A 12,191-nucleotide genomic window follows, 5' to 3' on the forward strand; every position below is an offset into this window, starting at 1 on the left:
CGTCCTGCTCATCGGCGGCGCCGGCGCCTCGGCGGCGGTGCGCCGGATCGCGCCGGAGGTGTTCGGTACCGACGTGGACGTCCCCGCCAGCGGCGAATACGTCGCGCTGGGGGCCGCCCGGCAGGCGGCATGGGCACTGTCGGGCGGGCAATCTCCACCACAATGGATGGACGCGGATACCGAGCGGTTCGCTCGGCGATCCGGTACCCCGGCATCCCCGAGCTATGCGACGCTTCGGGACGAAACCGCGTCCTGGAAATCCCACCGATAAGGCAGAAAAGGACGGCAAGGCATGAACGACAGCTACGCACCCACGCCCGACGACAAGTTCTCCTTCGGCCTGTGGACCGTCGGATGGGCCGCCCAGGACGTGTTCGGCCCGGCGACCCGCGCGCCGATGGCCGCCGACCGGGCGGTGCACGAGCTCGCCAAGATCGGCGCGTACGGGGTCAACTTCCACGACAACGACGTGTTCGAGTTCGGCGACACCGCCGCCGACCGCGACCGCAAGATCGCGGCATTCCGGGCCGCGCTGGACGCCACCGGCCTCAAGGTCACCACCGCCACCACCAACCTGTTCGGCCATCCTGTTTTCAAAGACGGCGCCTTCACCCACAACGATCGCGACGTGCGCCGCTTCGCCATCGCCAAGGTGATGCGCAACCTGGACCTCGCCGCCGAGCTGGGCGCCAGGGTGTACGTGTGCTGGGGCGGGCGCGAGGGCGCCGAATCCGGTGGGGCCAAGGACGTCCAGGCCGCGCTGGCCCGCATGAAGGAGGCGTTCGACGTCCTGGGCGACTACGTCACCGAGCAGGGTTACGACCTGCGTTTCGCGATCGAGCCCAAACCCAACGAGCCGCGGGGCCACATCCTGCTGCCCACCATCGGCCACGCCCTGGCCTTCATCAACGAGCTGGAGCGGCCCGAGCTCGTGGGGATCAACCCCGAGGTCGGCCACGAGGAGATGTCCGGCCTCGACTACGCGACCGGCATCCGCCAGGCCATGTGGCACGGCAAGCTCTACCACATAGACCTCAATGGACAGACCGGGCCCCGTTACGACCAGGACCTCCGCTTCGGCGCGGGCAACGTCGGCGGCGCCTTTTGGACCGTGGACGCGATCGAGGACGGCATCGCCAAGGGCCAGTACACCGGTCCCATCCACTTCGACTTCAAACCGCCGCGCACCGAGGACGATGCCGGTGTCTGGGTCTCCGCGGCCGCCTGCATGCGCAATTACAAGATCCTGCGCGCCAAGGTCCGGGCGTTTCGCGCCGACCCCGAGGTTCGGGCGGCACGCGAGGCGGCGCGCGTCGACCAACTCGCGGTGCCGACGCTGGCCGACACCGAGACCTGGGCCGATCTCAAAGACGCGACCATCGACGTCGATCGCCTGGCCGCCAAGGGAATGGCGTTCGAGCACCTCGACCAGCTCGCCCTCGAACACCTCTACGGCGTCCGCTGAACGCACCGCGGCGTTTCGGCTCGCCGGCGCGCTTGGTCTCCGCGCCGCGAGCCGAAACGCCGTGCGTTCGACCGCGTGGTTCCTAGGCGTCTTCGAGGATCTCCGCGAACGCGATCACCACTCCCCCGGTGGCGTGCTCGAGGGTCGCCTTGACGAGGGGACCCGCCGCGGCCGCCGCGGCGCTGGCCGCCGCGTAGTCGGTGAAGTACAGGTCCAACAGCCGGTACGCGGGCGTCGGGCTGCCGTCCTCCTTCGGCCAGACCCTCGACGCCTGCAGCCGCAGCAGGCCGGGCAGCTCGCGGGCCACCGCGAGCTGTTCGGGGTAGGCCGCCTCGAAGGCGTCGGGGTCGGTCGGGTTGGAGTAGACGAAGCTGATCTTGGTCGGCGAGCCTTGCGAGGACATGGGTGGTCTCCTGGTTGTTAATCTCGGTTGGGACAAGCGAGCCGACCCAGGCCTGGACGATTGATGGCTCCTCTTGCTGCCCATCGACCGTATGCACAGGAATGGGCGACCACCATGACCGCTTCACCGGGAAACTTTGCCGATCGTCCGGCGCCGCAGGAGTTCGACGTCGGAACCTCCACACACGACCTGCTGTCGGAGCTGCTGCGCAGCGTCCGCCTCAGCGGGGATCGGATCGTCGCCTACGCCCCGCCGCCGACCTTCTCGATCGGTTTCGCCGACACCGGCACCCTGCACATCGTCGAGGAGGGCGAGCTCGAGATCCGGATCGACGGGGACGCCGAGGCCAAGCGCGTCGGCCCCGGCGACGTGGTCCTGTTGCCGCGCGGCGACCGGCATGTCGTCACCGACGCGGGCACCACCGCCGCGACGCGCTGGTTGTGCGGGAGGTTCACCATCGGCGACGCCCGGGCCAGTCACCTGTTGGAGAGCCTGCCCGCCGCGATCGTGCTGCACGGGATGGGCGGCCCCGCGCTCGAGGGCCTCGACGTGGCGCGCAGGATGATCGTCATCGAGATGCGGTCGCCGTCGCAGGGCTCGGCGGTGATGGTGGCGCGGATTCTCGACCTGATCTTCATCCAGATCCTGCGCGTCTGGGCGGCGGGCGCCGACACCGAGCCGAACTGGCTGGTGGGCGCGGTGGACCCGCACACCGGGCCCGCCCTGAGCGCCATCCACCGGGATCCGGGTCGTGATTGGACGGTCGAGGAGCTGGCGCGGGTCTGCAACCTGTCGCGCTCGGCGTTCGCCGAGCGGTTCGCGGCGCATGTCGGCAAGCCGCCTGCCACCTATCTGGGTCAGGTCCGTCTGGGGGCCGCCGCCGACCTGCTGCGCAACACGTCGCTTCCCGTGGCGCTCATCGCCAAGCGCGTCGGGTACATGTCCGAGGCGGCGTTCAGCCGCGCGTTCAAGAACCGTTACGACACTCCGCCCGCTCAGTGGAGGCGAGGGGTGTCGCTCACGTGAGGGCCCCGGCTACGGCGGCGTCCACTCCAGCAGGGCGCTTCCCTTCCTGACGGTCGTGGCCGTCGGGGTGAGTCGCAGGGCGAGGTCGCGTGCCTTCTGCCGCCAACCGGGGCCCAGGTCGGCGCCGATCCGGGCGGTCAGCTCGGAGCGTCGGGTGATGTCGCGGCATCGGGGCACCCGCCGCCTGTCGTACTCCGCGAGGTGCTCGGCGATCCCGTTGTCCCCCAAAGGAATCCCGAGCAGCGGGCCGACGCACGCGCCGTCCTCCAGCGCCGAGTTCGCGCCCTGGCCCATGGTGGGCAGCATCGGGTGGGCGGCGTCGCCGACCAGCACCGTCCGCCCTCGGGTGTACGCGCTCAGCGCGCCGCTGGGCAGGTGGTGGACGTCGTGGCGCAGCAGGCGCTTCGGCGGGGTCGCGGCGATGATCTCGCGGACCCAGGACGGCCAGTCCGCGAATCGTTCGGCCACTGTGGCCGATTCGTCGGCGAAGACCGCGTCGGCGGGGTGGGCGATGTAGCCGTACCAGTACACCTGGCGGGGATTGATCCGCAGCGCGCCGAATTCCGCGTCGGGACCCCACACGACCACGAAACGCTCATCCACCAGGCCCGGGTGGTCCAGCACCCCCCTCCAGCTGGTCTTGCCGCTGTAGCGGGGTTTCGCGCCGGGCCACAGCGCCTCGCGGATCGTGCTGTTGATGCCGTCGGCGGCCACCACCAGGTCCGAACTCAGCTGATGCTCGCCGTCGGCGCCGCGGTACGTCACCGTGGCCGGTTCGCCGTTCGCCTCGCCGGGAGAGATCGCCGTCACCGGGGCGTCGGTGAGGAGCTCGGCGCCGTCGGCCGCCGCCAGGAGCGCGGAGTGGAGGTCGCGGCGGTGCACACCGCAACTCCCATTCGGCGCGCCGTCGCCGCGCGGGGCGGGGATGCGCATCAGCCAGCGGCCGCGGTGGTTTTGGTTGCCCGCCATGAAGACCTGGAAGCCCGCGTCCCTCACGGCCGTGCCCGCTCCGATCGCGTCGAGGGCCGCCATCCCGTTGCGGGTGATGGCCAGGCCCGCCCCCACCTCGCCGAACGCGGCGGCGCGTTCCACGACTCGGACCCGCCATCCGTGTCGCAGCAGCGAGGCGGCCGACGCCAGCCCCGCGATCCCGCCACCGACCACAGTGGCTATCGGGGTCGTGTTCATTTAACGCCTTCTCAGGAATAGTTGTCACCACCTACGATCCAACCATGACGACGACCCCGTACCGCTATCAATCCCCCGATGAGGACAGTGCGCGCTGGGACGGGTTTCCGTTCCGGGACGGCGACATCGTCATCAGCACGCGGTCGAAGAGCGGCACCACGTGGATGCAGATGATCTGCGCGTTGCTGATCTTCCAGACGCCGCGGCCGCCGTCACCGTTGTCGCGGTTGTCGCCGTGGCTCGACAGCCTGATGGCGCCGCGCGACGAGGTCGTGGCGGCGCTGGAGGCGCAGGGACATCGGCGGTTCGTCAAGACGCACACGCCCCTGGACGGGATTCCGGTCGACGAGCGCGCGACGTACATCGTGGTGGCCCGGAACCCGCTGGACATGGCGGTCTCGCTGTACCACCAGGGAAACAACATCGACCGCGAGAAGGTGCGGGAGCTGACCGGCGCGGCGGAGCCCGCCGAGCCCGCGAAGCCCCGGCCGCCCCTGCGGGAGTGGCTGCTGCGGTGGATCGACAGCGACGCCGATCCGCGAAAGGAGATGGACTCGTTGCCCGGGGTGATGTGGCACCTGAGCGACGCCTGGCGGCGGCGCGGACAATCCAATGTGGTGTTGGAGCGGTACGAGGATCTCCGCGCCGACCTGGACGGGCGGATGCGCAGTCTCGCGGGGAGGCTGGGGATCGAGATTCCGCCGCGATGGGACGAGCTGGTGGCGGCGGCGGGCTTCGCGGCCATGAAGCGCCGCACGGCCCAGCTGATTCCGGGGGCCTCGGGGGTCTTCAAGGACCCGAAGGCGTTCTTCCGCAAGGGAACCAGCGGCGGCGGACGGGAGGTACTCACCGACGAGGAGTTCGGTGGGTACCTGGACCGTGCCGCCGCGCTGGCTCCCGCGGACATGTTGGCGTGGCTGCACCGTCAGGCGGGCTGACGGCGGGCCTTCAGGCTGTCGGCGATGAGCAGGGCGGCGGGGATGACGCCGGCGACGAATCCGCTGACCCCGATCATGGCGATGTTGACGGCGACCCATGCCAGCACGACCCAGCCCATGTATGCGGGGAGAGGTTCACCGCGCTTGGCGAGCCGGGATATCAACAGGCCCAACATGATCATGATGACGGCGAAGCCGCCGGGCAGCGCCCAGTAGTAGGTCATGGAGTCCTGGCCGGCGCGGTGGCTCCAGAGCCCGCCCGACAGCCATTGGCTCCAATAGGGATTGATGGAGAAGAACAGGATGTGGAGGCACGCGATGGCGGCCATGGTGTAACCGCCCCACAGGGCGAGCCGACGAGGTTTGATGGCGTTTGTCATGCCACCCAGCGTGCGGCGGCGGGGGCCCCGCTGCCTCACTCGGCGCGGGGAACGGCCTCCCCCGCTCGGGGGAATCGCGTGGGCCGGTGGGGTTGTCGACAACTCGCAGTCGGAACGCTACTGTCGATGTATCGGATTGACACAGCCCCCCGTCGTCCCATCACTTTAGGACTCCGCCATGACCGACGAAGCAGTCGAGATCGAGTTCCCCAATCCGACGGACAACAACGGTTGTCCCAAGGTTCGCTATCTGCCGACATCCACCACAAGGGTCGTCATGTGGATCGTCCAGGTCGTGGTGGCCCTGGACTTCGGGTCCTCGTCGGCCTTCAAGCTGCTGAGCGAGCAGACCACTGTGGAGGGTTTCCGCGCCACGGGGTTCCCCGACTGGTCCCGCTACGCCATCGGCGCGTGCGAGCTGGCCGGGGCCGTGGCGATGTTCGTCCCGATCCTCACCGGACTGGCGGCGGTGTGCCTGGTGGCGCTGATGATCGGCGCGACCGCTGCCACGGCACTGGGCGAGCAGGCGTCGGCATGGCCGGTACCGGCGGTCACCCTGGTGGTCGTGGCGGCGCTGGCGTGGTGGCGGCGGGACAGCCTGTCGCGCCTGTACCGCAGGGTGATTCACCGCCAGATCGACGGCCTGCACTCGTTCAGCAGGCCGTCTCGCCGCGGCGACGCCGCGGAGGACTGATCACCACCCGCGCTTGGCGAGCTTCTCTTCCTCGGGGAGGGTCTGCACGTTGATGCCGACCATGGCCTCTCCCAGGCCGCGCGACTCCTTGGCGATCACGTCCGCGTCGTCGTAGAAGGCGGTGGCCTTGACGATCGCGGCGGCGCGCTTGGCGGGGTCGCCGGACTTGAAGATGCCCGAGCCGACGAACACGCCCTCGGCGCCCAGCTGCATCATCATCGCGGCGTCGGCGGGGGTGGCGATGCCTCCGGCGGTGAACAGCACGACCGGGAGCCTTCCGGCCCGCGCCACCTCGGCCACCAGCTCGTAGGGGGCGCGCAGCTCCTTGGCGGCGGCGTACAGCTCGGTGCCGTCCAGTGTGGTCAGACGCTTGATGTCGGCCCGGATCTGGCGCATGTGGCGGGTCGCCTCGACGACGTTGCCGGTGCCGGCCTCGCCCTTGGAGCGGATCATCGCCGCGCCCTCGGAGAGTCGGCGCAGCGCCTCGCCCAGGTTGGTGGCGCCGCACACGAAGGGAACGGTGAAGTTCCACTTGTCGATGTGGTGGGCCTCGTCGGCGGGGGTGAGAACCTCAGACTCGTCGATGTAGTCGACGCCGATGGACTGCAGCACCTGCGCCTCGACGAAGTGGCCGATGCGGGCCTTGGCCATCACCGGGATCGACACCGCGGAGATGATGCCGTCGATCATGTCGGGGTCGCTCATGCGCGACACGCCGCCCTCGGCGCGGATGTCGGCGGGGACCCGTTCCAGGGCCATGACCGCCACGGCGCCGGCGTCCTCGGCGATCTTGGCCTGCTCGGCGGTGACGACGTCCATGATGACGCCGCCCTTGAGCATCTCGGCCATCCCGCGTTTCACGCGCGCAGTGCCCGTGGTGCTTTCGGTGGTGGGCTGTTCGCTGGACACGGCGGCGGGCTCCTTGAGGTCGATATCGGGTCGGACACTGCCATCCTAAACAGGCGACGGCCGTCACCCCACGGTCATGAGCCGCCCATCGCCTGCGTTCTTGATCACCTTTGTCCCGTATGGGGACGGCGGCATCAGAACGCCTCAAAAGACACGGGTGTGCGGGTGAAGTCGTCGCGCCAGTCCGCCAGGAACGGCTCGTCGACGGTGCCGCGAAACAGGCCGACCAGGAACCGCGCGGCGCCCGTTGGGTGGGCGTCGCCGCGCTCCAGCGCCCGGTTGCACACCACCGTCGGCCAGTCGTTCGGCGGGCCCTGGGTGACCCAGCAGAAATACTCCTCGTTGTCCATCTCCGCCCACGGCAGCAGGCCGCCCGGCTCCGGGTAGAGGCCGTAGCCGAAGTCGGGGACGAACTTGTCGCGCCACAGGCGCAGGCCGTCGCAGGCGCCGCGCAGATTCGCCACCCAGGACGCGGCGTCGGGCGCGTTTGTCGGATGCATCAGGCGCACCCACTCCTGGAACACTCCATAGGGGAATGCTTGGGTCAATGCCCTGAAGTCGTCGGGGACGCCCAGGCCGAGCGCCTCGGACAGCGGCGCCCAGTCGATGGTGGCCCGGCCGCCGTCCCAGCCGGTGAGCCCTCGCAGGTCATCGACAGCCGGATTCGTTGACACCGTTGAGGTCCCCCGCGTTGATGATGCTGGCGTACAGGAAGGTGTTCTGGTCGCCCTCGACCAGGAGGGTCACCGTGCATGGTATGTACTTGTGGACGGTGTACACGGGAACGACGCGGTAGAAGATCGTTTCGCCGCCCTCGGCGCGCTGCTTCACGATCGACTCGTAGTTGGTGTACATGTACTGATTCGGCGAGTGGTACAGCGGAACGAAGTTGCGTTTCTCCTTGTTGCTGCCGCCCAGGGAATACGCGATCAGGTGGCCGCGGTCCATGTACCTCTTGCGGCCCGCCGGGTTGGCCCGGCCGCCGCCCGTGCCGTTGGCGATGGTCTTGCCGCCGTCGTAGCACGCCTCGGCGCCGGTCGCCCTGCCCGCCTTGCCGCCCGGCGGCACCTGGAGGCCGCCGTAGCTGATGCCCGGCTGGTGGCCCATCGCGGCGCAGTCGGAGCGCTTGCCGCTGGAGCTGTCGGCCGGGCTCGGGGTGGCGCTGGTGCTCGGGCTGGGACTGCCGCCGGGGCTCGGGGTGGTGGTCGGCTGCGGGTTGTCGTCGGGTCCCGGGTCCTGCGGGGTCGGCAGGTCCTCGGGGTCGGGGTAGTCGTCGAGCCGCGCGGCCTCGTCGGCGGCGTCGGCGATCATCTTCTTGATGTCGCCGGTGACCACGGCGCGGGCCACCGCCAACGCCTCGGCCCGCACCGTGTACGTCTTGGGTTTGTCGGACGGGGGAATGTAGTACGACGCCGAGCACGTGGTCTCGCCCGTGCCGTTGGGCTTCATGGTGACGGTCTTCTCGCAGGTCTGCACGAGCGAGCCGTCCAGGGTCATGGTGATGGTGATCGCCGCGTGCACCGGCTGGTCCGCCTTGACGTACGGGCTCGACGACGACACCGTGTTCTCCATGGTCACGTTCGCGGTGCAGCCGCTGTTCGAGCACGGCGCCAGCGTGATCTCGCCGTCCAGTGTGAACGTCACCTGCGAGTCCAGCGCCTTCTTCAGGTCCTGGAATTTCTTCTCCAGGTCGTCCATGAATTCGTCGATGTGTTCGCGGGGCACCCGGTCGATGTCGATCTTGCCGTTGTCGTCCTGGAGGGCCAGCACCTGGTGGTCCGGGGAGTCCGCGACGTAGGCGGTGTAGTTGTCGGTGCGCATGGCGGTCGCCTTGTGGCCGTTGACGGTGGTGGTGTCGCCGCGCCTCACCGGGGCCGCCAGGGCGTCGTCGTAGACCTCGGACGACAGCGCCGAGGGGTTGAACTTCTTGGCGAAGTCGACGCCCAGGAAGTCGGGGTCCACCTTGACCCAGTGCTTGCCGTACTGCTCGAGGGCGTCGGCGGGTGCGCCCTGGTCGGACCAGAAGCTCTCCGATGCCCTGGCGAAGCTGCGCTTTCCGCTGGTCAGCACCTTGACCTTCTCGCCGCCCACCTCCACGGTGCCGCGCATCGAGCCCAGATTGGACACCCGGAGGTCCAGTGTGGCGTCACCGTCGTCCAGTTTGTAGTCGCCGGTGACGTGCAGCATCGGGGTCAGGGCCAGATAGGAGGCGCCGGTGGTGGTGTCGCTGGCGTTCTTCCATTCCCGGCTGCCGGTGTCGTCGAGGGGGCTGCGCTGCGACGGCAGGAACGCCAGCACGATCACCAGGCCACCCGCGAGCGCGAGGCTGACCAATATGGTCAGCACGACGCGCCGAACCCTGCGCGGATCCAGGGGCGGTCGCCGGGGTGGCGGCGGCATGAAAATCGGGGGCGGGGTGGTCATGACCGGGCCTTTCGCGCATTTCCATGTGTCACAACAACATCGCGTTCAAGCGTATCGTGTCCCGTTTTGTCGCCGATTGGCCAAACTGCCAATAATGTGAATTTCCTGCCCCGGTATCCAAACGTCCGGAGACTGAACCCACCGTTCGGCCACTTAGTATCGGCGCCGGACCTATAAATCTTGGGAGGGTGCGGGGACGTGAAAATCGACTTCCTGGTGCACACGCTGTACAACATCGGGGGCACGATCCGCACCACCCTGAACACCGCCGCCGCGCTGGCCGACCGGGGCCACGACGTGCGGATCGTGTCGGTGTTCCGCCGACGCGACAAGACCGTCTTCCCCATCGACTCGCGCGTGGCCACCACCAACCTGATCGACGAGCGGTTCCAGGCCGCCGACGCCGACGCCGCCGACCTGCTGTCCGCCGACGCGGAACTGGCGGCGCGGCCGTCCAAGATCTTCCCGCCCACCGAGCCGCGCGCCCAGCAGTACCACCGGCTCGCCGACGTCCGGGTGGAGCGGTATCTGCGCGGCACCGACGCCGACGTCATCGTCGGGACCCGGCCGGGCCTCAACATCTATATCGGCAAGTTCGCCCCGTCGCGCGCGGTCATCGTGGCGCAGGAACATCTGGCGCTGGACCATCATGGACGACGGCTGATTCGCCGTCTGTATAAGATGTACAAGAAGTTCGACGCCGTGACCACGGTGTCCGAGGCCGACGCGAGGGACTACCGCCGCGCGATGCCGCGCATCGCCTCCAGGGTCAGCCACATCCCGAACTCCGTGCCGCCCACCCCCCTGGACCCGTCGGACGGCATGTCCAAGCTCATCGTCGCCGCGGGGCGCCTGGAAGAGGTGAAGCGATACGACCTGCTGTTGCGCGCCTTCGCCAAGGTGCATCGCCTCCACCCCGACTGGCGGCTGCGCATCTACGGGCACGGCAACCACTACGCCGCGTTGAAGGCGCTGATGCGCGAGCTCAGGCTGCACAACTGCGCGCGGATGATGGGGACGTACGCCCCGATCGACACCGAGTGGGCCAAGGGCGCGATCGCGGCGGTCACCTCGGACTTCGAGGCCTTCGGGTTGACGATCGTGGAGGCGATGGACTGCGGCGTGCCCGTGGTGGCCACCGACTGTCCACAGGGACCCGCCGAGATCATCTCGTCGGGTGTGGACGGCCTGTTGACCCGCCCCGGCGACGTGGACGCCTACGCCGAGGCCCTGGTCGCGCTCATCGAGGACGACGAGACCCGGGTACGGATGGGGCGGGCCGCCCGCGAGACGGCGCGGCGCTATCACCCCGACCGCGTCGCCTCGGAGTACCTGGAGCTGTTCGAGCGGCTGCTGGCGGCCAAGGGCCGCGCGACGGCGGTGCCCGGCGAACCGAGACGCTCGCAGGTCGACGACGCGGTGTCGTGCGTGTCGCATTCCTTCTCGGACATCACCTTGATGTTGCCGCACAAGGAATCGGTGACGCTGGTGCGCGGCAATCGCTCGATTCCCGTCGGTGCGGAGCTGGACGCCGAGGCGCTGTCGGCGCTCGACGAGGGCGTCTGGGCGGTCCACGTGGACGGCGCCGCAGCCCGCGCCGATCGCGTCGACTCCCGCGAACTGCTGCGCCGCCCCGCCACGGTGCCCCCGACCATCGCCGTGCCGTTCGCCGACCAGGGCGAGCTGGCGATTCGGGTGTGGCGCCGCGAGGTGCTCGCGGAGTTCGACTCCGCCGACTGGGACGGCGCCACGCTCACCGTCGCGGGGACGCTGCTCGGGGCGTCGCCGTCGGAGGCCACGGCGGATCTGCGGGCGCGCGGCGGCGCGGGCGAGGACGTCAAGGTGGGCCTGGGGATCACCGACGGGCGGTTCAGCCTCACCGTCGACGCCGCCCGCCTTGCCGAATCGGCCCGCTCCGAGCCGACGTTCTGGAACCTGTGGCTGACCCTGGACGGGCGGCTGGTGCGCGTCGGTCGGATGCTGGACGACATCGCGCAGCGCAAGGACCTGGAGCGGCTTCCCCCGTGGTACGCCGGTTCGGGACCGTACCGGCGGGTGCACCCGTACTTCTCGGCCCACAATGAACTGTCCATCAAGGTGTCGGTGGAGACCGCCTACGACCTGTGACGGTCACATGCGCAGGAAGATCACCTTCCACTTGGCGCCGTCGCCGTGGGTGGTGACCTTGATGTGATAGTCGTCGGAGTCGACGTTCCCGAGCGTGATCTGGCCGCTGCCGTCGGCGGCCCTGGTGCGAAACAGCGCCCTGTCGGGCTTGGATTCGCCCGCCTCGTACAGGTCGACCTTGAAACTGAAACCCCCACCTCGGGGCGCCTTCTTGTTGCCCGAGACCTCGTAGGTGACCGAGTAGTCGCCGTCCAGCGTGATGTCGTCGGACTTGCCGCTGCCCGTGCCGTTGAGGACGTTCTCGTCCCGGCCCGCGGGCGGGCGGCTGTCGTCGTCGACGGAACCGCGGTCGTGGCGGTCGTGGACGGCCACCACCAGGGTCGTCATGGTGATGGCCACGGGCGCCGCGAGCACCGCCAGCACGATGGCGATGATCGCCATGATCTTGTGCGACTTCAGGATGCCGATGATGCCCAGGATGATCGCGGCAACCCCGAACAACGCGCCGAGCGGGATTCCCGCGAACGGGATGAACGCGATGAGCACCGCCAGCGCGCCCAGCACCAGCGCGATGACGGAGACCAGGTTGCCGCGCTGCCCCCCGCCCGGCCGGGGCGGCACCGCGCGCGGCGGGTAC

Annotated in this window: 12 protein-coding genes and 1 pseudogene; 6 read left to right on the forward strand and 7 right to left on the reverse strand. The window is 69.3% G+C overall.

The annotated features are described in order from the left end of the window. Positions 1-271: pseudogene (locus VE172_RS08915) on the forward strand (xylulose kinase); the annotation flags it as partial. 21 nt (positions 272-292) lie between these two features. Beyond that, a complete protein-coding gene (gene xylA, locus VE172_RS08920) occupies positions 293-1,465 on the forward strand; it encodes a xylose isomerase (RefSeq protein WP_324800077.1) in 1,173 nt (390 codons plus the stop codon). An 82-nt stretch (positions 1,466-1,547) separates the two neighbouring features. Here xylA and VE172_RS08925 read toward each other — a convergent pair whose 3' ends face one another. Beyond that, positions 1,548-1,868: an EthD family reductase gene (locus tag VE172_RS08925; protein WP_324800080.1), complete on the reverse strand. Its 321-nt coding sequence runs from the start codon at positions 1,866-1,868 to the stop codon at positions 1,548-1,550. A 114-nt stretch (positions 1,869-1,982) separates the two neighbouring features. Here VE172_RS08925 and VE172_RS08930 point away from each other — a divergent pair, with 114 nt between their 5' ends. Further along, entirely contained in the window at positions 1,983-2,894 is a 912-nt protein-coding gene (locus VE172_RS08930; protein WP_324800083.1) for an AraC family transcriptional regulator, read from the forward strand. Between the two features lie 9 nt (positions 2,895-2,903). On the opposite strand, the gene VE172_RS08935 is transcribed toward VE172_RS08930, so the two are convergent. Then, entirely contained in the window at positions 2,904-4,082 is a 1,179-nt protein-coding gene (locus VE172_RS08935) for an FAD-dependent monooxygenase (protein ID WP_324800086.1), read from the reverse strand. 44 nt (positions 4,083-4,126) lie between these two features. On the opposite strand from VE172_RS08935, the gene VE172_RS08940 reads away from it, so the two are divergent. After that, positions 4,127-5,020: a sulfotransferase domain-containing protein gene (locus VE172_RS08940; protein ID WP_324800089.1), complete on the forward strand. Its 894-nt coding sequence runs from the start codon at positions 4,127-4,129 to the stop codon at positions 5,018-5,020. Here VE172_RS08940 and VE172_RS08945 read toward each other — a convergent pair. Next, a complete protein-coding gene (locus tag VE172_RS08945; protein ID WP_324800092.1) occupies positions 5,008-5,400 on the reverse strand; it encodes a DUF6463 family protein in 393 nt (130 codons plus the stop codon). The two genes, VE172_RS08940 and VE172_RS08945, sit on opposite strands and share 13 nt — an antisense overlap. 178 nt (positions 5,401-5,578) lie before the next feature. On the opposite strand from VE172_RS08945, the gene VE172_RS08950 reads away from it, so the two are divergent. Beyond that, positions 5,579-6,094 carry a DoxX family protein gene (locus VE172_RS08950; RefSeq protein ID WP_324800095.1) on the forward strand — a complete coding sequence of 172 codons (516 nt, stop codon included), beginning with the start codon at positions 5,579-5,581 and terminating at the stop codon, positions 6,092-6,094. Here the strand turns inward: VE172_RS08950 and pdxS are convergent, their stop codons facing one another. The 3 genes from pdxS to VE172_RS08965 all read right to left on the reverse strand — a co-directional run bounded on the left by pdxS (position 6,095) and on the right by VE172_RS08965 (position 9,349). Beyond that, entirely contained in the window at positions 6,095-7,003 is a 909-nt protein-coding gene (gene pdxS, locus VE172_RS08955) for a pyridoxal 5'-phosphate synthase lyase subunit PdxS (protein ID WP_324800098.1), read from the reverse strand. 134 nt (positions 7,004-7,137) lie between these two features. Beyond that, a complete protein-coding gene (locus VE172_RS08960) occupies positions 7,138-7,677 on the reverse strand; it encodes a hypothetical protein (protein WP_324800101.1) in 540 nt (179 codons plus the stop codon). Continuing rightward, a complete protein-coding gene (locus VE172_RS08965; protein WP_324800103.1) occupies positions 7,652-9,349 on the reverse strand; it encodes a DNA/RNA non-specific endonuclease in 1,698 nt (565 codons plus the stop codon). The genes VE172_RS08960 and VE172_RS08965 overlap by 26 nt, the downstream gene beginning before the upstream one ends. Positions 9,350-9,625: 276 nt before the next feature. On the opposite strand from VE172_RS08965, the gene VE172_RS08970 reads away from it, so the two are divergent. Next, on the forward strand, positions 9,626-11,554 hold the full coding sequence (locus VE172_RS08970) for a glycosyltransferase family 4 protein (protein WP_324800106.1): 1,929 nt from the start codon (positions 9,626-9,628) through the stop codon (positions 11,552-11,554). Between the two features lie 3 nt (positions 11,555-11,557). Here the strand turns inward: VE172_RS08970 and VE172_RS08975 are convergent. After that, positions 11,558-12,191 (reverse strand): hypothetical protein (locus VE172_RS08975; RefSeq protein ID WP_324800108.1); only part of this gene is annotated, 634 nt, incomplete at its 5' end.

Source organism: Stackebrandtia sp., assembly GCF_035643755.1.
GTDB lineage: Bacteria > Actinomycetota > Actinomycetes > Mycobacteriales > Micromonosporaceae > Stackebrandtia.

Bases quoted from the DNA above. Each gene is read 5' to 3' on its own strand.
- xylA (WP_324800077.1), top strand. From the start codon at position 293: ATGAACGACAGCTACGCACCCACGCCCGACGACAAGTTCTCCTTCGGC.
- VE172_RS08925 (WP_324800080.1), bottom strand. From the start codon at position 1,868: ATGTCCTCGCAAGGCTCGCCGACCAAGATCAGCTTCGTCTACTCCAAC.
- VE172_RS08930 (WP_324800083.1), top strand. From the start codon at position 1,983: ATGACCGCTTCACCGGGAAACTTTGCCGATCGTCCGGCGCCGCAGGAG.
- VE172_RS08935 (WP_324800086.1), bottom strand. From the start codon at position 4,082: ATGAACACGACCCCGATAGCCACTGTGGTCGGTGGCGGGATCGCGGGG.
- VE172_RS08940 (WP_324800089.1), top strand. From the start codon at position 4,127: ATGACGACGACCCCGTACCGCTATCAATCCCCCGATGAGGACAGTGCG.
- VE172_RS08945 (WP_324800092.1), bottom strand. From the start codon at position 5,400: ATGACAAACGCCATCAAACCTCGTCGGCTCGCCCTGTGGGGCGGTTAC.
- VE172_RS08950 (WP_324800095.1), top strand. From the start codon at position 5,579: ATGACCGACGAAGCAGTCGAGATCGAGTTCCCCAATCCGACGGACAAC.